Annotated in this window: 14 protein-coding genes; 8 read left to right on the plus strand and 6 right to left on the minus strand. The window is 59.2% G+C overall.

Annotation, left to right across the window (positions count from 1 at the left end):
• The first annotated feature begins 299 nt into the window (after window positions 1-299).
• The 4 genes from LAP85_07900 (at window position 300) to LAP85_07915 (ending at window position 4602) form a co-directional block, all read left to right on the plus strand.
• Window positions 300-629 (plus strand): PadR family transcriptional regulator, encoded by a 330-nt coding sequence (locus tag LAP85_07900; protein MBZ5496310.1) that lies wholly within the window; start codon window positions 300-302, stop codon window positions 627-629.
• Between the two features lie 190 nt (window positions 630-819).
• Window positions 820-3462 (plus strand): ABC transporter permease, encoded by a 2643-nt coding sequence (locus tag LAP85_07905; GenBank protein MBZ5496311.1) that lies wholly within the window; start codon window positions 820-822, stop codon window positions 3460-3462.
• Between the two features lie 16 nt (window positions 3463-3478).
• Window positions 3479-4291 carry an ABC transporter permease gene (locus LAP85_07910; GenBank protein ID MBZ5496312.1) on the plus strand — a complete coding sequence of 271 codons (813 nt, stop codon included), beginning with the start codon at window positions 3479-3481 and terminating at the stop codon, window positions 4289-4291.
• Complete coding sequence (locus tag LAP85_07915; protein MBZ5496313.1) at window positions 4249-4602, plus strand: hypothetical protein; 354 nt, start codon at window positions 4249-4251, stop codon at window positions 4600-4602. Before LAP85_07910 ends, LAP85_07915 begins: the two co-directional genes overlap by 43 nt.
• Window positions 4603-4706: 104 nt before the next feature.
• Here LAP85_07915 and LAP85_07920 read toward each other — a convergent pair whose 3' ends face one another.
• The 4 genes from LAP85_07920 to LAP85_07935 all read right to left on the minus strand — a co-directional run bounded on the left by LAP85_07920 (window position 4707) and on the right by LAP85_07935 (window position 10810).
• Window positions 4707-6002, minus strand: coding sequence for a radical SAM protein (locus LAP85_07920; protein ID MBZ5496314.1), 1296 nt, complete (start codon window positions 6000-6002; stop codon window positions 4707-4709).
• Window positions 6003-6200: 198 nt separating this feature from the next.
• On the minus strand, window positions 6201-6506 hold the full coding sequence (locus LAP85_07925) for a hypothetical protein (protein ID MBZ5496315.1): 306 nt from the start codon (window positions 6504-6506) through the stop codon (window positions 6201-6203).
• 22 nt (window positions 6507-6528) lie between these two features.
• Window positions 6529-9369 carry a protein kinase gene (locus LAP85_07930; protein MBZ5496316.1) on the minus strand — a complete coding sequence of 947 codons (2841 nt, stop codon included), beginning with the start codon at window positions 9367-9369 and terminating at the stop codon, window positions 6529-6531.
• A gap of 310 nt (window positions 9370-9679) precedes the next feature.
• Complete coding sequence (locus LAP85_07935) at window positions 9680-10810, minus strand: hypothetical protein (GenBank protein ID MBZ5496317.1); 1131 nt, start codon at window positions 10808-10810, stop codon at window positions 9680-9682.
• 505 nt (window positions 10811-11315) lie between these two features.
• Here LAP85_07935 and LAP85_07940 point away from each other — a divergent pair.
• The 4 genes from LAP85_07940 (at window position 11316) to LAP85_07955 (ending at window position 16061) form a co-directional block, all read left to right on the plus strand.
• Window positions 11316-13067 (plus strand): ABC transporter ATP-binding protein/permease, encoded by a 1752-nt coding sequence (locus tag LAP85_07940; GenBank protein MBZ5496318.1) that lies wholly within the window; start codon window positions 11316-11318, stop codon window positions 13065-13067.
• 171 nt (window positions 13068-13238) lie between these two features.
• Entirely contained in the window at window positions 13239-14891 is a 1653-nt protein-coding gene (locus LAP85_07945; protein MBZ5496319.1) for a S41 family peptidase, read from the plus strand.
• 112 nt (window positions 14892-15003) lie between these two features.
• Window positions 15004-15270 carry a YciI family protein gene (locus tag LAP85_07950; GenBank protein MBZ5496320.1) on the plus strand — a complete coding sequence of 89 codons (267 nt, stop codon included), beginning with the start codon at window positions 15004-15006 and terminating at the stop codon, window positions 15268-15270.
• Between the two features lie 98 nt (window positions 15271-15368).
• Entirely contained in the window at window positions 15369-16061 is a 693-nt protein-coding gene (locus LAP85_07955) for a DsbA family protein (GenBank protein ID MBZ5496321.1), read from the plus strand.
• Window positions 16062-16090: 29 nt separating this feature from the next.
• Here LAP85_07955 and LAP85_07960 read toward each other — a convergent pair whose 3' ends face one another.
• Together LAP85_07960 and LAP85_07965 are read right to left on the minus strand one after the other, a co-directional pair.
• Window positions 16091-16810 carry a rhomboid family intramembrane serine protease gene (locus tag LAP85_07960; protein ID MBZ5496322.1) on the minus strand — a complete coding sequence of 240 codons (720 nt, stop codon included), beginning with the start codon at window positions 16808-16810 and terminating at the stop codon, window positions 16091-16093.
• A gap of 437 nt (window positions 16811-17247) precedes the next feature.
• Window positions 17248-21162, minus strand: a complete 3915-nt coding sequence (locus LAP85_07965) for a TonB-dependent receptor (GenBank protein ID MBZ5496323.1) — start codon at window positions 21160-21162, stop codon at window positions 17248-17250.
• Window positions 21163-21222 lie beyond the last annotated feature (60 nt).

Raw genomic sequence — 21222 nt, forward strand, 5'->3', positions numbered from 1 at the left:
TCCTTGTTGTTATCCAGCCGGACTGTCATACATCACGGGACGGAGCCTCATCATCAGGTAAAGTATGGAAATCAAGTTTATGAGGTCGACATCACGAAAGAAGGGCTCCCACACATTACCTGATCTCAGGACTTGATGCCGGCGCACAGCCTCATAGGCAAGTCTCTGACACTCAATGGGGGCAGCTATACGGTTGTCGGTATCCTTCCGTCTGCACTCAAGCTCCCCTGTTTGCTTTTCTCTTGACATTCTGGAGAAGAAGACAGATCCTTCCTCCAGAATTTCTAGGGGAGCAACCCATGGGCAGGCAACAAGATCTTTTGCAGGGCACTCTGGACATGCTCATACTGAGGATTCTGTCGGTGGAGCCGATGCACGGCTGGGGCATCACGCAGCGAGTGGAACAGATGTCGGGCGATGTGCTTCAGGTTCAGCAGGGCTCTCTCTATCCCGCTATGGAAAGGCTTGGCCGCAAAGGCTGGATCACCTCGGAGTGGCGCACGACGGAAAACAACCGACGGGCGCGTTACTACAGCCTTACCAAAGCAGGACAGAAACGGCTGCAAGCAGAAGCAAAAAACTGGACGCGCCTTTCGGCCGCGGTCAATCGCGTAATGGAAAAGGCCTAGCCCGGATCATTCATGGACGTGCGATCCAAATGCAGTTTTGGACGCGGAAAAACGCTGATCTTCGCCGACCGTTCGGTCTTGGTCGGCGTGCAAAAGCTCCTGCCTGCATTCATCTGCGACCAATTTCATTGCTTTTCACGGGCGTGCGGCTCTGCTTCATGAATGATTCAGGCTAGCGCCGGAGGCTCCCATGTCATGGCTGCTTGAACTCAAAGCCCGAATTCTCGCATTCTTTCGCAGCGGCGCAATGGACAGAGACCGGGAAGAGGAGATGCGCAATCACCTGGATGAAGCCATGAGGCGCAACATGGCACGGGGGATGCCAGAGCACGAGGCGCAGCGCCAGGCGCTTCTCGCTTTCGGCGGTGTAGAGAACATGAAAGAGATGTGCCGCGATGAGCGTGGAACGCGGCTGTTCGAGGATCTCCTACGGGACCTTCGCTACGGCCTGAACCAGATGGGCCGCAATCCCGGTTTTACCGCCGGCGCTGTCCTCACCCTGGCACTCGGCATTGGCGCCAACACGGCGATTTTTACCGTCATCAATGCCGTGCTGCTGCGTCCGTTGCCATATCAGAATCCTGAACGGCTGGTCACACTTTTGGAATCCAATCCTCAGCAGGGGATGGATCGGGCGGCGGTCTCGCCTCCCAACTTTGTCGACTGGAGCACCCAGAGCCGGACTCTCGAGCACATCGCGGCGTACAGGTACTGGGGATTTGTCCTCGCGGGCGGCGGCGAGCCGGAGCGCATCATCGGTGCTCGCGTATCCGCCGGCCTGTTCACGTTACTGGGTGTGAAACCCATCCGCGGCAGGACTTTTCATCTTGAGGAGGATCGGTTCGGCGGCAGCCCTGTCGCGCTGGTCCGTGAAGGCCTGTGGCGGCGCCGCTTCGGCGCGGATCCCAGCCTCATAGGCAAGTCTCTGACACTCAATGGGGGCAGCTATACGGTTGTCGGTATCCTTCCGTCTGAACTCAAGCTCCCCGACGCCGAAGTGTGCGTCCCCCTGGCTTTCGAACCCTATGCCATGACGCAGCGCGGGTCTCGCGCCCTGACCGTACTGGCAGGTCTGAAGCCCGATGTCACGCTGGTCCAGGCCCGGGCAGAGATGCACACCATCGCCCGGCGGCTCCAGCAGCAGTATCCGGATTCGAATGCCGGTTGGGATGTCACCCTCTTCCCGCTCCACGAGGAGATGGTGGCGCGCATCCGCCCGGCATTGCTCGTTTTGGGTGCGGCGGTTGCTTTCGTGCTGCTGATTGCGTGCGCGAACGTGGCCAATCTCCTGCTGGCTCGCGCTACATCGCGGGAACAGGAGATCGCCGTCCGCAGCGCGCTCGGCGCGAGCCGGTCTCGCCTGATCCGTCAGTTGCTGACGGAGAGCGTCCTGATCGCCCTTCTGGGCGGCGCGTTGGGACTCCTCCTGGCGCAGCAGGGCACGGAATTGCTCGTGACGCTCGGTGCTGCCGGTCTCCCTCGCACGGCCCAGATCGGCATCGATCGCTACGTGCTTGGATTCACGCTGCTGCTCTCGCTGGTGACCGGACTCGGTTTCGGGTTGGTTCCCGCGTGGCACGCAAGCAGGCCGGGCTTGAACCAATCACTAAGGGAAGGCAGAGGCCGGGCAACTGGGAGCGCCCGTCATGCGCTGCTCCGCAATGCCGTTGTCGTCTGCGAGGTGGCGTTGGCGCTGATTGTGCTGATAGGCGCAGGACTGCTGGTTAGAAGTTTCGTTGGACTTCTGGCGATCGAACCGGGCTTTACCACGGCTCACGTATTGACGATGACGATCTCGTTGCCCGAGTCGAAATATCCTGAAGGTCACCAGAAAGTCGTCTTCTTCCAGCAACTACTCCAGCGCGTCGACACCCTGCCCGGCGTGACGTCCGCGGGTCTGGTCAGCCATCTGCCGCTTGCCGGCCGCGGTCTCAACACCGATTTCACAATTGAAGGCCGTTCCCTCCCCTTATCGGGACCATCCCCCTTGGCTGATTATGTCAGCGTCAGCCCCGATTATTTCCGGGCTATGCAGATCCCGCTCCTCGAGGGACGCCCGTTCACGGAACGCGACGTTATGGAAATCCCGCCCGTGGTCGTCATCAACGAGATCCTGGCTCGTCGCTTCTGGCCGGAGCAGAACCCTCTTGGCCGGCGGTTGATTCTCGGCTCGACCATCGGGGCCGACCAGACGCCCCGTACGGTCGTGGGAGTGGTGGGAAATGTCAGGTCGGCCGGCCTGGAATCGGAACCGGGACCCGAGATATATGTCCCATACCCTCAGAACCCCTGGCCCACGATGACTGCAGTGATCCGTGCGACCAGCGACCCCATACGTCTCGTCGGAGCAGTTCGGAAGGAGATTCTGGCATTGGACCCGGATCAACCGGTGTACAACGTCAGACCCCTGGAAGAGGTCCTGGGCGCGTCGCTCGCGGCCCGGCGGTTCCAGATGCTCCTGCTCGGCATCTTCGCCGCAGTGGCTCTGATCATGGCGGCGATCGGCGTGTACGCGGTCATGGCCGAAGTCGTCACGCAACGCACCCACGAGATCGGCATCCGCATGGCCCTGGGAGCGCGTCCGCACGATGTGCTCAAACTGGTCGTGGGACGAGGGATTCGGATGAGTTTAGCAGGCGTAGCCGTCGGCTTGGCGGGAGCATTGGCCCTGACCCGCTGGATGTCAAGCCTGCTGTTTGGTGTGAGCCCGACCGATCCGATGACATTCACCCTGATCTCGCTGATCCTCACCGGAGTTGCCCTCCTGGCCTGTTACATTCCGGCGCGCCGTGCCTCCCGCCTCGATCCCATCGTCGCGGTGCGCTACGAGTGATCCCGAAATTGTAGCGATGCTGACGCTTGCCATCGGTATTGGGGCCAACACCGCGATCTTCAGCGTTGTGAATGGCGTGCTCTTACAGCCGCTGCCTTACCCGGAGCCTGAACGGCTGATGATGATCTATGAGAAGGTGCCGGATTTTTTACGCTCCTCTGTCGCCTACCCGAACTTTCAGGACTGGCGCCGTGTAAATAACTCCTTCACGGACATGGCGGCATTCCGCGGGGATGATTTCAACCTCACGGGTTCAGGCCAGCCGGAGCATCTCTCGGGTGAATACGTATCGGCTGGTCTCTTTCAGGTTCTCCGTGTTAAGCCCTTCCTGGGGCGCGATTTCCTGCCTCGCGAAGACCAGCGGGGCGCCGGCGGCGCGGTGATGCTGAGTCACGGCCTCTGGAAACGGCGATTCGGCGCTGATCCGGACATTCTTGGCAAGGGTGTGACCCTGAATGCCAGGAGCTTCACGGTCATCGGCGTCTTGCCTTCGGACTTTCGGTTGCGCGAGCAGGCCGACCTCTATGTTCCTCTCCTCCAGTACCCATCGGTCGAGCTCAACGACCGTCAATCCCGACCTGGGCTGCGTGTGGTGGGACGGCTGAAGCCCGGAGTGACCGTGGCCGCGGCCCAGGCGGAGATGGACTCCATTGGTCGCGAGCTTGCGCGGGAATACCCGAAGGCGAATGGGGGGTGCGGGATTACCGTGGTCGAGATGAAGGGCGACTCGGCGTTCAGACCATGGAGCAAATCATTTCGGGATCGCTCGCGGAACGCCGCTTCACCATGCTGCTGCTCACCATCTTCGCCTCGACCGCGCTGGCGCTGACCGCGGTGGGGATTTACGGGGTAATGTCCTATGCGGTGAGCCGGCGCACGCATGAGTTGGGCGTGCGCATGGTGCTGGGTGCGTCGCGCCGCAACGTGCTGAAGCTCGTTGTGCGTGATGGGATGGCGCTGGCGGCGGCGCTGGCGCTGACGCGATTCCTGGCAAGTTTGCTTTACGGCGTCCGGCCCCAGGATCCGATAACTCTCGTGGCTGTCACGCTGCTGCTTGCGGGAGTTACCCTGCTGGCTTGCTACCTCCCCGCGTGGCGAGCCACGAAAGTGGACCCCATGGTCGCGCTGCGGTATGAGTAAGGACGAGAATGGGGGACACTGTCACTAGTGCCCGGGTCCTTGCGATGTCATCGGTAGCTCCCGCAGTCAAAAATGGGATAGTGTAATTGCCCGAGTTGGTGCACTTAGCAAGGGCTGGATTTGCGGCGGTCGCAGTCACTTTTCGTCGGGTCAAAACCAAATAAGACCTTGAAGCGGGCAATCAGCCGTGCAGGATCCGCATGCGTTGCGCGGGCGGCGCGCCACTCGCCCTGTACCGGGAATAGTTCCCGGTACTTGAACTGGGTTTTGAAGAAGGCGCAGGCAAAATCAGGAATGCGGTGGGGATCTGTGTTCGCAGGATCGAAGCCGATGGCAAGAGGGCAGATCGAGCACGCGGCAAAGTATCTGCAGTCGCGGCATCGCCCGTAAGATGAATACTTATTCTCCTTGTGGTCGAAGATTTCTGCCTGGAGCACCGCCTGCGGGAACTTTGCGAACCGCTTCCTGAACCCGCGCTCCCTGAGATCGCCCAACCGCAAGCCGTCCAAACGCTCACGGAGCAGCGCAGAACGAGGCCTCTGGCCGGAACAGGCAAGAACGGCGCAGCCATAGACCTGTCCGTCTGCATCAACGGCCGGTGTTTTGCCAAGCATGACCCCACACATGGATCGCCGCTTGAGGAAATGGGCTGGCTCATGCCGAATCTTGCGAAAGAGGAGCAAGGGCACCGCATCCGTTCGATCCAGGTGATCGAGGCTGCTTTTGAAAATTCGACGGAACTGAGCTTCGATCTCCTGGACGTTTTCGACACGCCATTCTGGACATGCGGTCAATACCGGCGATATTGCGATATGCCGCAGGCCTTTGCCCAGAAAATAATCAACGGTTTCGCCAAGATATCGGATCGAGCGTGGGGTGACGGTGGCCCGGATCGTGAGATTGTTGCGGAAGAAATCGGGATGTTTCTTGCGCAGGTGATCCAACAGGCCATCGAGAATCGCAAATGAACCTATGGATCGAGCGTCCTGCGCTGCAGCGATCCCATCGAGGCTCAGGTAGATGCTGAAATCATGTCTGACAAGAAACGCGATTCTGGCCTTTGTGAGGAGAATGCCGTTGGTGGCCAGGCTGAACTTGATGTGCCTGTCTGGAGGACATTTCTCCCGGGCGTAGCGAACCGCCCGCTGCATCAGGCGATATTTCAACAGAGGTTCACCTCCGCTGAATGCCAGCTTGATGGTCTTTCCGGCGGTACTCAACGCTAGATCGATCGTGGCGTGCAGGACATTCCAGTCCATGTGCAGCGAAGTCTTGGCGTTCTGGTAGCAATAGCTGCAGCGCAGATTGCACTGAGCTGTGAGAATGGCTACGAGAGAGCGAATGGCCTCAGGGCGCGGCGCCCGCCGGCCCGATGATCCATGGAGATCATGATGAGCCATGGTTCTACCTGAGCTCCTCGTTAGGACTGGACTTATCCCCGCGAGTGTATGGGGGCCCGCGAATGACTTCTCAGCGAATGAGCGGCCGTTGGCCTGGCACGACCCTGCGGTGACAGAGAGGCGCGGGGCTGCCTTGCCGCCGAATCCCAGTCCGCCGCATGATTTCGTAGCTTACGCCCTACGGAACCAGCCAATCGGCTATCGGATCAAATGTTTCCGCCATGCTCGGAATATCTTTTCGGCCACCGCGAGATCGCTGATGAGGCTGTAAACGTATCTGAATCTCTCCGGGGAGCACTCGCAATCGGAGATTGCATAGATGGGCGGATTTCCACCATCCAGCGGCCCTCCGTCTCCTTCGGCCAGCATGAGCACCTTGGAAGTGCTCACCAGTTTCTTCAGGAGTTTCGTCTTCTTTTCGAGTTCTTCAAATGCCGGGACCAGGGCGTCAGCTCTGATTTCTTTTCGGGGTCTTTCTGTGCTTCTCTTTGCATGTTTGCTCATCGGGTCTCTCCTTCCCGGTGGGTCACCAAATCCCTTTTGTGACTGTGAGCAGCAAGATATCTCCGTTCTTCGACGACTCTCTCGAGAAAACGAGCAGACGCCCGTCTCGCGAGATGTTGAACACGGGACTGTCCATGATTTTTGAGCCCAAATCGATCGGAGGGCTCAACGGCTGAAATCGGCCGTTTTCAGGGGAACCTCTGCGTATTGTGGTCCGATCGCCGCCCCAGCTGCCGCTGGCCAGTATCTCATTCCTTGCCCAATCCCATCGCACCGTCTTTGCGTTTGCGCCTCTTGTGATCGGATTCGCCCGTTCACTTCCATCTGCGCGCATCACATACACCTCGTACTCATCGCTCACCTCTCCCATGAACGCAATCCAACGCCCATCCATCGACCAAGCCGGAGAATAGGCGCTGATCGGCTTAGTGCTGAGGATCTGGTCCCGCCCGATTCGCTTGCCGTTTTCCACCGGCGCAATATAGATTTGCATGAGTTCGCTGCGGTCAGACGCATAGGCGAGCTTCGTCCCGTCTGCAGACCATGAAGGATGGATATTTCGCCCTCGGTTGGAAGTGAATTGAACCGGTTCTCCCCCCGCAATCGGAATCATAAAAATGTCACGCCTGCCGTCCAGAATTCGGAAGCAGGCAATCCATCGGTCGTCTGGGGAGAATGCCGGATGGGATATGCCTCCGGCCAGATTGAACAGTTGGGAAGGCGAACCTGCCGGCTGGCCCGCGACGAGATCCTGCATCCAAAGAGAGATATTGCCGCTCCTGCGCGCGGACAGGAAAACTATCCTGCTGTTGTCCTGGGAGAACGATCCCATGATGTCATTCGGATAACTCGACAGCGGAGTTTCTTTGAGCGACTCGCGATCGCACAGGAACAACTGGCTGTCGGCCGCGGCGGTCGAGTAGACGAGCCTGGTGCCGTCCCTCGAAATCGAAGGATGATTCTCCGCTACTCCTCCGATGGAAATTCGCTTGGCCGTCCCGCCGGAAGCCTTTACCCGGTAGAGGGCGGTGGTTCCTTCTCTCCTGGAGGCAAAATAGAGGTAGCCATTGGGCGACCAGGCCGGCTCAACGTCTGGCAGGCTTTCCCGGGTCACTCTTGTTGCAGATCCCCCTTTTTCTGGAGAGATCGCCCACAAATCCTCCTGGCTCGAGTAGCAGATCATCTTTCCGTCAGGCGACCACACCGGGTCTTTATGGTTGCCGGGGCCGTCTCCATCGTCTGTGATGATTATTTGATCCGAAGCGTCCGGCAGCCTGGCAACGCCAATGCGCTGACGCCCGTTCGCCAGGGTCCTTGTGAAGGCAAGCCATTTTTCATCCGGTGATATGGCAGGATGGCCGGCATCCTCCAGCAGGAGTGCCGGGTCTTTACCCCGAAGGTCAACTTGCCAAATATCCTGTCTGCCACGGCGATCGGAAGAGAATGCTAACGTTTTTCCGTCGGGAAACCAGGCTGGGTCGTCATCCGTAGCCGTGCCGGTAGTTATTTGGCTCGGCTCGCTTTCATCAGGGCGGATCACAAAAACATTCCGGCCTCCCATCCGGTTGGATAGGTAGGCAATGCTGCCGCCGTCCGGCGATAAGCTCGGCTTCGCGGGCGGCTCTGTTTCAGCCACGATCCGGTGTGTCTGAAACTGGGGAACCGGGCCATTTCCAGCGCGGCTGCGCCAGAGCCATACAGTAACAAGAACTGCCATCAATACCGCCACGAGAACGAGGATCGAGCCCGGCTGCAGCGGCCTCGGGCGGGGAGTCGGGATGATCGGTTCCGACACAAGCGCGCTGAACCGCCGGAGGTCCACCGACATTTCTCTGGCCGTCTGATAGCGGTTCGCGGGGTCCTTTTCCAGGCACTTCAGTATGATCTCTTCCAGACGGAGTGAAATATTGCGCTTGAACTGGCTCGGTGGCGGCGGCGACCTGTGGAGAATCTCATTGGCAAGGGCGCTCGGCAGCTTCTCAAGAAATGGGCGCCGCCCGGCTGCCATCTCATAGAGAATCACGCCGGCCGAATAGATATCGGTGCGTTCGTCCACCGGGCTGTACGACAGCTGCTCCGGCGACATATACGGCAGCGTTCCGGGTAGCGACAAACTGAGGGTTGTCACATCGTCGGCATTGACTGGTTGCTTGAGGTCAACGGATTTCGACAGGCCGAAATCCAGAATCTTCAGCCTTCCTTCGGGCGTGACGAGCAGGTTGGCGGGCTTGAGGTCGCAATGGACGATTCCCCGTCCATGCGCCGCCGTCAGTCCCTCTGCCAACTGCAGCCCAAGCGCTGCAATTTCTCCCTCCGGCATGGACCCTTTGGACAGCTTTTCGCGCAGCGTTCTGCCAGGGATGTACTCCATTACCAAATAATCAAGGTCATCTTGCCTGTTGAACTCGTGAACGGTTTCGATGTTGGGATGACTAAACTTGGAAAGGGCGAGCGCTTCCTTGCGGAAGCGTTTGCGTGCGGATTCGTCGCCCAGTGTGCCCGGCGGAAGGACCTTGATGGCTACATTCCGCTGAAGGTTTTCATCGTGGGCACGGTAGACCACACCCATGCCCCCTTCACCGATCTTCTCCAGAACGTGGTAGTGCGACAGCAATCGGCCGATAACCTGGGAGCCCGGTCCCCCTGTCCCGGCCCGAGAAATTGCTCTCCCAGCAACTTGTTGGGCAGTAGATCCCAAGGTGCTGTCCACCCCTGATGCGTCGGCCAATAGAGATTCGACCTCCTTGCGTAGGGATTCATTGCCGGCGCATGCTTCCTTGAGAAGAGCTGCTCGCTCGGCCGGTTCTCGTTGCCGGGCCAGTTGGTAGATTCGCTCGATCTCCTGCCGCCCTTCCGGCTCCATCAAACATCCCCGCGTTTGAACTCGTGCTATCCTGAGGCATGTTCTGCCGGACAGTCATGCCGGCGGCAGAGCCTCAGGGGTATCCGAGCAGGTCACCCGGATGTTGTCATCGAGGCGAGACACTCCCATTGTTTTGTCGGCCTGCTTTCTCGATTTGCAGGTCTCCCAGTGTTTTGTCGGTTAAGGTGAATGTCTCCTTCAACCGGACAATCCACCGTATGCCTCTGGAAATGCAATAGAAGTGTAAGCATTATATCCCGTAGCCGGATTTTGTGACAGCTGAATGTGCGCGCAGACAGATGCCTGTCAATCAACGGATGATGGGGCCTGAGACGACCACCTCGAAGGCGTTGCCGGGGACTGTTTTGATCTGGTTCAGATCAGTGTCATTCCAGCGCGAATCGGTGGCTCCGGTAAAAAACCAGTCGGACCCGTTGTCGGCGAGAATCAATCCGTATTTTTTCATGGCGGTCAAAATCACTCTTGCCGCGCCAGTGAATCGGGAGAGGTCGTAACCGGCCTTGAGTCGAATCCGCAACCCCATGGGTGGTGCGTTGGGATCCGTGTTGCTGCTGGCGTAGTGGGTCGCAGGATGGATGAATCCCCTCTGGGTGGACTGCACCGTAAAACGGATGGCGTGATTGACCTGACCCGCCGCAACCTCATCATAACGGACCAGACCCGGAAGGATCGGCAGACCCGCCGCGTCGGCCGACGTCCAATAGTCGGGCCGTAAGCGGTTGGAATTGAGGTCGAATATGGCTCCCGAACCACAGCTCCACCCCGGCCCAATGTAATGCGAATCAAATGTCTCATAAAGCAGTCCGCGATCCTTATCCAGGACCAGCACGTGCCGGTCTCCGGTAGAAGAGGCGCCGCCTTCAATGGGGGCATCGGGAGGGATAGGGTACGGTCCCGGATCGCTCTCATCTGCATAGCCGAAGCTCACGGGCACTTTGGCTTGCGTGCCGGATACGACCACGAACGGAATCCCATAAGTCGGATTGGAGCCGAAATCCGGGTGGAGGTACTTTAGACCGCCGTTCATGTGGTTGATGTAATTGGCGGAGTTCGGGTCCACGGAATCACCGGAAATATCCCTGTTCCAGGGATTGTCGGCGGGGAAAATCTGACAACCCGCGATTTGAGGCACACCCGACGGTGGGCTTGAAATGCCGAGGATGCGATTCACAAGCAACTGCAGGTCGAGGACATTCACGCTGCCGTCGCCGTTGAGATCCCCACTGCCGGTCTGGACGCCCGCGAGGATGGCATTCACCAGAATTTGAAGATCCAGGACATTAATGGAGCCGTCGTGGTTCAAGTCGTAATCCGGCTGGGGTAATTGGGCCGGCAAGGAGATAGAGCAACATAGCAAGACTCCGGCACCCAGGACGGTCCGGAACGCATCCAGTAGCCTTGACGCCAGATGGCGACGCATGGCACCTCCTCGACGGCCTATCGATATAGGCTATTCGACAGGCGCCGGGAAAGATGTGACGGCACTCACGTTAAGGCACAGCGAAGAGATCCGCCTTCTGCGGACACGTGACACACAAAACACATGAAAACTGCGTCGCGGGCTTCGTGTATCTTGTGTCTGCAGGTTCGATCGCAGCCCTCAGGCTGTTTTGCATTCTCGCGACGGTTGTCTTCCGGTCCAAGATGTGTCCTTCCTCTTGTGAATCTGCCTTCGCACTTTGATCTGGAGGTACTACCATAGAGAACGTCATCTGCCGGTTGCCCGCGGACCGGCAACCGGGTGCGGCAAGATGATCCGTGTTTCTCGCGTCCTTCGCGCTCGCGTTGGGTGAAACCGGAGGGACGACGGTGATGGAGGAGTGGTCTTGGCGGACAACAAGAAAATCCGATGGTCGGAAGCATGGGGCGAGGCGCGCCGGCTGATTTCGGAGCATCGTTCGCGCCTGGCCCTCGGCCTGCTCCTCATGCTCATCAGCCGCGTGGCGGGACTTGTTCTGCCGGCGTGCTCGAAGTTCCTGATCGACGATGTGATCATTAAGCATCGCCACGATCTGCTTCCTCTGCTGGCTCTGGCTGCGGGTGCAGCCACGCTGATCGATGCGGCCACCTCTTTCGCTCTTTCCCAGGTGCTCGGCGTGGCTGCGCAGCACGCGATCACAGACATGCGGCGGAGCGTGGAAGCACACGTCGTGCGGCTTCCGGTGTCATACTTCGATTCCACGCAGACGGGTGTGCTCATTTCGCGCATCATGACGGACGCGGAAGGCATCCGGAACCTGGTGGGTACCGGCCTGGTGCAATTGACCGGATCCATCGTCACCGGTTTTCTGGCACTGGGGGTGCTGTTTTATCTCAACTGGGAAATGACGCTGGTGACTCTCGCCGTTCTGTCCTGCTTCGGCGGCATCATGGCATTTGCCTTCAAGAGGCTGAGACCGTTGTTCCGCGAGCGTGGAAAGATCAATGCGGAGGTCACCGGACGCCTTGCGGAGTCCCTGGGCGGCATCCGCATCGTCAAGTCTTACACCGCGGAAAAGCGTGAGCACATCGTCTTCACGCATGGCGTGCACCGGCTGTTCCGGAACGTGGCCAAGTCTATCACCGGGGTGTCCGCCACCGGGTCTGCTTCCAGCGTCATCATCGGCATGATCGGGGTCATCATGATACTGGTCGGCGGGAACGCCATCGTGGCCGGGAAGATGACGCTCGGGGATCTGGTGATGTACATTTTCTTCACCGGGCTGATGGCCATGCCGCTGGTACAGATCGCCTCCATCGGAACTCAAATCACCGAGGCGTTCGCCGGCCTCGACCGCATCAACGAAATCAAGCGCATTGCCACGGAGGACGATGACGACAAGAGCCGGAGGCCGCTGCCTTCCGTGCGCGGCGACATTGTCTTCGAAAATGTCAGTTTCGCCTATAACGGAGGCGTGCCGGTGCTGAAAGGCGTCTCTCTTCACGCGCCCGCGGGTTCGACGACTGCCTTGGTGGGTTCGAGCGGCTCGGGGAAGAGCACGCTCATTGGCCTCGTGATGGCATTCAACCACCCGCTTGTGGGCCGCGTCCTGATCGATGGCGTCGATGTGAAGGCGGTCCGGCTGCGCGATTACCGCTCGTATCTCGGCGTGGTGATGCAGGAAAACTTCCTGTTTGACGGCACGATTGCCGACAACATCCGGTTTTCGCGCCCCAGGGCTGCGCGCGAGGAGATCCGCGAGGCGGCCCGCATCGCGCATTGCGAGGAGTTCATCGAGGGTTTCGAGAAGAAGTATGACACGGTGGTCGGCGAGCGGGGCATCAAGCTATCCGGAGGCCAGCGGCAGCGGGTCGGAATTGCGCGCGCGATCCTGGCGGATCCCCGCATTCTGATCCTGGACGAAGCGACGTCCAGCCTGGATAGCGAGAGCGAGGCGCTGATTCAGGACGGCCTGCGGCGCCTGCGGCATGGCCGCACCACGTTCGTGATCGCACACCGGCTTTCCACCATTCGCAGTGCCGATCAGATCCTGGTGCTCGAAGGCGGCGAGATCATCGAACGCGGCACCCACACGGAATTGCTTGCGGCAAACGGCCGCTACCGCCAGCTTTACGACAAGCAGTATCACTTCGAGAGCGACAAGTTCATCAATCCGGGCGAGGATTTCACTCCGGAACTGCCGAAGGCCGAACCTGTGCGCCCCGCCGATGCTGCGGTCCGTTTGCCATCGCTTTAGGCGGAGAGAGATTGCCGGGGGTGTGCTGCGGCGACCGCCATTTTGGAGCCTGTGCGGCGCGAGCATGAATTCTGCTTGAAGCTCGACCCGGGTCCATAGATAGTCATGTACATCATGGGGGATGACCGCAAGCCGGTGAGGCAGGTACTCCGCTGAAACTGGAGCCGTCCGATGATGAGGAATGGATCTGGAGCGCTCGCGATCCTGATAGTCGTAACGTCATCGCTCATTTGCGGCTTCCTGGGCGGCCGCATGGCTACGGGCCCGGTGCCGCCCCGCCCGGATGAGTTTCCCGGCAGTTTTATCGAGGCGCTCGACGTCATTCAGCGGAACTACGTGGACAAGATTGAGGCGGACCGGCTCTTTTACTCTGCCATCAAGGGGATGCTGCACGCGTTGGATCCCCATTCCAGCTTTTTCGATCCGCGGGAGTTCGCGCGGCTGCGCGAAGAGCAGCGCAGCTCGTATTTCGGTGTGGGCGCCAACGTTCGGCGCCTGCGGCGCGATAGCGGCCGGGTGGTCATCATAGAGCCGCCGGTCCCTGAGTCGCCGGCCGCACGCAGCGGCCTGCGGGCGGGCGATGTGATCACTCATATCGGGGGGGAGGCCATTGACAATCTCACCCGGGATGAAGTCGTGGATCGCCTGCACGGACCGCATGGCAGCTGGGTGACCATCACCGCGGAACGGTTGGGCGTCCGCAACCCGCTGCAATTCAAAGTGGAGCGGGATGAAATACCCATTCCTTCGGTGCCGCACGCATTCGAAGTCAGCCCGGGCACGGGGTACATCAAGATCGACCGCTTCTCGGAGTCGACGGCGGCAGAACTGAACCAGAAGCTGGAAAGTCTGGCGCCCGCCCGGCTCTCGGGATTGATTCTCGATCTCAGGAACAATCCCGGAGGCCTGCTCAGCCAGGCTATCGATGTGGCGGACCTGTTTCTGGCGCGCGGCCAGATGATCGTGTCCACCAAAGGGCGTGCGCGGAGCTCGGCCAAAATCTATCGGGCGCCCAGCCGGGGAAGGATTCGCATCCCTGTTGTCGTTCTGATTAACGGTCAGAGCGCCAGTGCTTCCGAGATCGTAGCCGGCGCCCTCCAGGACCATGACCGGGCTTTGATCCTGGGGGAAACCAGCTTCGGCAAGGCCTTGGTCCAATCGGTCTACTCCCTGGGCAACGTCACCGGCATGGCGTTGACTACCGCCAGGTATTACACACCGAGCGGACGCCAGATCCAGCGTGATTATTCCGGCACCCTCCTCGACTACTACTACCTCGGCGGCGGGCTGGCGCGCGCAGGCGAACCGCGGGAAGTCAGGCAGACGGACAGCGGTCGAAAGGTGCTGGGCGGAGGGGGCATTACTCCTGACCTCGAAGTGCCGGACCGAAAACTCAACCATTTCGAGACGCTGCTGTCCTCCCAGTATATATTCTTTGAATATGCGCTCCGGCTGGCGTCGGGCCAGACGGCCGCCGCGGGCAACTTCAGGCTGCCCCTCAACCGCGCGGAAGTTCGTCCCCGCCCTGATCGGAGTCCGGTGCCGATTCCGGATCCGGAAATCACCGACGCGATTCTGACAGACTTCAAGGACTACCTGCGCAGCCGAAACATCGAATTCAAAGAAGATGACATTCAGGAGAATATCGATTTTATAAAGCGTGGTATCAAACAGGAAGTCTATACCTCCGCCTTTGGGCGGCTGGCGGGTGTCAAGATAGCAATCCAGGCCGATAACCAGGTAAAGAAGGCGATCGAACTGCTGCCGGAAGCCAGCTTGTTGATGACCACGGGCCATACGAGCCTGCGTGCTCTGCAGAAATAGCAGGCGTGCACCTCGCCTGAGTTTGGGCGTTTTGTTTCCTTCCGTTTCATGCGAGAATCGTGCCATTATTGCCCTGCTAAACTGCTGGATGAAGAACGAGAGGCTGATACCAATGAAATACTTTGCAGCGTTCTTACCGATGCGTGACTTGGTAAAGAGCCAGGAGTTGCGACCTGCGCACGTCGAGTTTCTTGACCGGAAGCAGAAGGAGGGCGCAATCTTCGCGCGCGGCCGTTTCTCAGATGGGGCGGGTGGGTTGGTTATTTACAGAGCCGACTCATTGGAAGAAGCCCGGAAAATCGCCGAGAGCGACCCGTACGTTAAGAATGGGGCGCGGTCCCTCGAACTGCACGAGTGGGAGATGAAGCGCTCCGAATAACGGAGGCGCCGACCTGCGTAGACGGTGTGGCGCTGCTCCGCGGGACGGCCGGAGAAACCGCCAGGACACCCGCGAGCCGCGAACCGATGGGAAGGGCTATGACTCCAACACCAGTGCGACCGAAGCGGCGCGAAAACCGGATCCCCCTACCGGCCGCTTCCACGCTGCTGGCGGCGGTACTATGCCTGCTGCAACCAGGCCAACCGAAGCCGAACCTGTTCGCGGCAACCGGGCAAACCGGCACAGTAAAACCGGCAGAACTCTACTTCTGCGGCAATGCCGCCTCTCCCATAAGAATAGAGGTGTTCTCGGACTATCAGTGCCCCCACTGCCGTGACTTTTATCTCGGGATCATCAAACCTCTGATCAAAGACTATGCCGAGACTAAAAAGGTTTATGTGGTCTACCACGATTTTCCATTGGACATGCATCCATTGGCGCGCTCGGCTGCACGCCTCGCGCTCGCTGCCATGCGTCTCGGCAGGGAGCGATGGCTGCGGGTGACTGACGCGCTGTACACCACACAGGATCAGTGGGCCCAGGACGGCAAATTCGACGCCGTCCTCGCCAAAGTTCTGGATCCTGCAGAATTAGTCCGCCTGAACAAGCTGGCCTCGGATCCGGCGATTGAGGTCGCCCTCGCGCACGAATTGACTTTGGGACGCAGCCGCAACATCACTTCGACCCCCACCTACTTTGTCATCACCGAAACAGGCCGCCAGCAGCGGTTGACCCAGGTGCTTCCCTACCCCGTCATCAAGGATTACATCGACCGATTTCTTAAGCAATAAGCGTGGGGGATCGTGGCAAATGCGAGCTGCTACCATTGAGCATAGCCGGAACGAGAACGTGGCGGATTGAAAAATCGGACCTGCCGCTTTTTGAACAGACCGACGAGCATCATCCCGACAAGAAACCCGCCGATGTGAGCCCAGAAAGCCACACCGCCCCCGCTCTGCTTGCCGCTCATGCTTCCGCTCAGGAGTTGCAGCACAAACCAGAAACCCAACACGAATCCGGCCGGGATGTACATCAGCCGGGTGAAAAAACCGAGCGGGACAAGAACCAGAACCTGGGCCCTTGGATACAGCAGCAAATAGGCCCCGAGCACTCCCGAGATTGCACCGCTCGCTCCAACGGCCGGCACAACCGACGACATGTCCGAAAGCGCGTGACTCATCGAAGCGAGGAACCCGCTGATGAGGTAGAAGGCCAGGTAGCGGAAGCGTCCCATGGCTGCCTCGATGTTGTCCCCGAATATCCACAGATACCACATGTTCCCGATCAGATGCAGCCATCCGCCGTGCAGGAACATGTTGGTGAACAAGCTGAGCTGAGGAGGGATGGCAGCCAGGGAGCCCGGCAGCGCCTGGAACCCGAAGATCACGGCAGGAATAGCGCCATACTCGTACACAAACAATCGGCCCTCCCTGGGACCGAGGGAGACCTGATACAGGAAAACCGCCACGTTTATGGCGATCAATCCCCAGGTTACTACAGGAGTTATTTGCGTGGGATTGTCGTCTTTCAAAGGAATCATGGCGATTTCGATCCCGGCTATGCGGATTTCTTATCCGTAGCCGGAAGGGCCCAACCACCGACTATATCACCAATTCCGCCGCTGTGCGCCAGCGCGGCAACAGCCGGGGACACCGACCCATAAGCGCTAAGATAGGAATGATTATGCCAATAAACGTGGACTTGGACCTAAACCTGGACGTAGACGTGGACCTTTTGAGCGGAGACAAACTCTTGCACGCCCAGCCTTTATCAGGCTACGGGTCGCTTCTTATCGCTTGCGGCGCAGCAGAGCGTCAAGGTCCGCTCCTCTGCAGTTTGGATGTCCAGTGGAGTTTTCATGCGCGCGGGTACAACCCAGGGGCTTGGCGGACTGCGGGAGTGCGATTGTCGGCAAAGGGGAAAACGGAGAGGAACACGGCGAGCGCGTTCCTCTCCTGAAGGGAAGGGACTTGCCGCCTAGAAGTTGATCCGGGCGACCAGTTGAATCATCCGTCCACCCGGATCCTGGCTGTTGGACACGTCCCGATACGCAGACGTTATCTGGCCCCAGGTTGCGCTGCTGCCCGGGTTGGCGGCACCGTAGAAGTTGGTGTTATTGAAAGCGTTCAAGAACTCGCCACGCAATTCGAAGCTCGTGTTCTCGGTGAAGCGCACTCTCTTGACGACGCTCAGATCGAAACGGGTGAACATCGGACCCTTGATGCGCGTTTCGACCGGAGCGCATTGGCCGTCGTACACCTCGATGCAGTTCGCGCTGTTGGCCGGCGCGATGTAGCGTCCGGTGGGCGGCCCGAGGGAGCCGTAGCCGGTCGAGGACGTCGCACTTACGCTGTAGGCCTTTATCGTGTTGTCGATGATATCCTTCGGCAACGCGTAGATGATCTCGGCGGCGTTATCGAAATACAGCCCATACAGCTGCTGGAGGTCCTGCCGGTTCATTCCAACCAGCCTGACATTGCCGAAGTCCAGCAGCTGGCCGCCCTGAATGCGGCCGGTGCCGTGGAACTCCCAACCGCCGATGAGAGTGGTCATCAGTCGGCCGGACTTGGCAAACATCATCCTCCCGGGCCCGAACGGCAGCTCGTAGACCCAGTTGATCTTGAAAGCATGCGCAACCGTGCCACCAAGAGTGTTCACTCTCGGAGCCCGGAACGAGACCCTGGAGGAACTGAATGATTTCGCCCAGGTGTAGTTGGATTGCACCAGCAGCCCTTTGGTGAGGCGGCGGCGCAATTCAACCTGCATCCCGTCATAGCGGCTGTAACCGCCATTGCCCGTATAGTTGGCCCCGCCCGTCAGACCCGGATTCGCCAGGAAAAAGTTGGCCGGCAATCCCACGGCCAACGCGTTGGCGCGGCGAGTGGCGTCACTCCACAGGTTGTCCGCAAAAGTGAATGGGTTGGGATTCATTTGCGCCAGGGGATTGACGAATGAGGTGCTCGAGAAGAGAGAAGAGGTGTACTTGGACGGATCACTGGCCTGTGTAGCCGGCAATCCGCTGAAGTAAGCAAGACTGATCGGCAGGGGTGAGGTGCCGGTATTCGGCCCGAAATATTTGAAGTTGTTTCCGCGCCCTGCCGCAATATTCGCCTGCAGGTTCGCCATCGCCAGTTTGAACTCGGGAAGCAAGCCGTTTTCCACAATGTTGGTCTCATTGAGATCGTACGTGGTCTGCCCGGCGAGATTGCGCGTGCCTACGTATCGCACCTCCAGAACCGTGTCCTTGGTGATCTCGCGCTGGATGCCGAAGCTCCAGGATTGGGTGTAGGGAGTGTGTAGATTGGGATCGTAGATGTTGACCGAATTGCTGACCGCCCCGATCATCGGAAAACTTGGTGTAGAATTGAAAGGAGCCGCGCCCAGGCGACTCGTTTGGCTTAGCAAGACCGGCAGCGTGTCGCTCCCGACATTGGTGACCAGGTTTCCCAGTGTCATGCTGCGGGAGGCGCTGACGAAGCTTCCCGGATTGGCTGCAAACAGGCTTTGTATTTCCGCCATGCCGTAGCGGTTGTAAGCAATCGAGTAGCCGCCGCGCAAGACTGTCCCCCCGTTCGCGCCCAGGATACGATTGAGCCAGCGATTGCCCGACTTTGGAGTCCAGGCAAAGCCTAAGCTGGGAGCAAAATTAAGAGTGTCGACGTTGTAGGCCTTTACACCGCTCTTGTAAAGGATAAACTGCGTATCCCGGCCTGTCATGGTACCGGGTTTGAAGAGGTTGCCATACCCGGAAACCCCATACAGATCCGAGATGTCGGCTGTGGTGTAACTGTCGTTCAGAGGAACAAAGGGAAGCTGCAACTCATAGCGCAGCCCAAGGGTGAGCGTCAGTCCCGGCCGCGCCCTCCACTGGTCCTGCGCGAAGAAACCTAACTCCCGCATGTGGCCCCGATTGACTCGGGGGCCGAGGTAGCCATATTTGTTGGTCTTTTCGTCCAGGTAAGCATCGCCGCTGACGGCAGTGACGCGCCCCGTCAAGACCGCATAGATGTTCTGGGCCCGCGTGAGGTCCGATGAAGCGGCCCCCTGAAAGTTGGTGGTATTGAACATGCCGATGGCCGGGTCGGTGCTGTTGACCCCGAAAGTGATCGCAGGCACCACGCGGGCATTGCTCCAGGTCCAGAGGCCGATGTTGGTGAATGCCCCGCCGAAACTGAGGCTGTGCGTACCTCGGATCCAGTTGAGTGTTTCCTCGAGCACCTGCGTCGGCGTATTGCGGCGGCTGGGAGCGTTCGTAACGTACGCGTTGGTGATGCCCGCCGCGCTGATGCCGAGAGCGAATCCTGCCTGGTTGGCCAGTGAGCCGCTGTATTGTCCTGGGCTCAGTTCGGGCCTGAAAAGCGAAGATCCCCCCGAGAGGCCAAAACGCAATTCATTGACCAGGGTCGGCGTCAACGTTGAACGTACCGCGCCACCGCCGACGAAACGGTGGGAAACATACGCGCCTAGATTCGGGAAACCGGGGAAGGCTGGATCGTTGCTATTGAGAATATCCGGGGTGCGGATGTTTTTGGTGTAATTGTAGGTAACTTCCAGGTGGTGCTTGCTGGTCAGATTGAAGTCGAAACGGGCGGTCGGGAAATGATTGATCACCAGGCCCGTATTGGTGAAGGTAAACCGCTGCAGATTGGGATCGCTCAGCTGCTGTACGCCGCCAGTCTGTGTTGTCGAGCTGCGAATGTCGGCCAGCAGCTTCCCGATGACGGGGTCAATAGCAGACGTCTGGCCGTTGGCTGCCGCCAGCTGCAGCAGGTTTACCTGCCGGACCTGCTGTTGGCCGCCGACTGTGACATTATACTGAAAGGTACCTAGCTGGGTCACCGGATTGAAGATCGTGCGTTGCCGGGAAATTGCATTGGGCTGGCGGAATTCCTCGAAGTTGAAAAAAAACATCGCCTTGTCACGGCCGTTAAAGAGCCTGGGAATTATGATGGGGCCTCCCAATCGGCCGCCGAATTGATTCAGCTTCACCGGATCCCGCGGCGCTTTGCACTTGTCCCACTCGCTGGCCAACTGCTGCGGCGTGCAAGGGACGCTTGTGCCATTGTAGGTAGGCGCTTGGTCGCGGTTGTTGAACCAGTAGTTGGAGTTGAAAAACTGGTTGCGATGATACTCGTAAATGCTGCCCCGAAAGTCATTGCTCCCCTGGCGCGTCGTGAATCGGATCTGTACCGCGCCCTGACCTGCACTCTCAGCCCCCGGGGTGGCCGTGGAAATGGTGACCTCCTCTACGGCATCCAACCGCGGGCTGACACGCACGAAGAACTCAGTGCTCTTGTTGTAATTATCCTGGGCGCTGACGCCGTCAATCGTGATATTGACCGCAGCCTGCGGCAGGCCCATGATATTGGCGTCGCGGGTGATCCCAGCCGTGTTGACGCCCGGCAGAAAAACCACGAAGTCGAGAGCATTGCGGGTCGAGAGTGGAAGGTTCGCGATCTGGCTGACCGTCATTGAAGTGGCGATGGTGGCCGACGTCGTTTGCACAATGTCCGCCCCTCCGACCACAACGACGGTTTCCGTGGGGTTGCCGATCTGGAGCGATGCGCTGACACTGGCCGGCGTGCCGGCATCCACCTTGACGTCTTCGATGATAGCCTGCTTGAAACCGGTTGCGGTAATGGTCACGGAGTAATTGCCTACGGGCACGGCCGGGATTGTGAATGACCCGTTCGCAGCCGTACTGCTGCGGTACTCCATGCTGGTGGCTTTGTTTTTCACTGCCACAGTTGCACCGGGAACTACGGCGCCGGACTGGTCGACAACCGTCCCCGTGATCGAGGAGGTCATACCGCCGCCTTGCCCGAAGGCCGCCTGACCGGCCGCTACGACCAAAGCGGACAACGTAACAAGCACCAAAAGAATTCGCTTCATAGACACACTCCTTCAAATATGGAACTGCCGGCGGAAGCAGACTCAGAGAGACGGCAGCCG

This window comes from Terriglobia bacterium (assembly GCA_020072565.1).
In the GTDB taxonomy this organism is placed as follows: domain Bacteria; phylum Acidobacteriota; class UBA6911; order UBA6911; family UBA6911; genus JAFNAG01.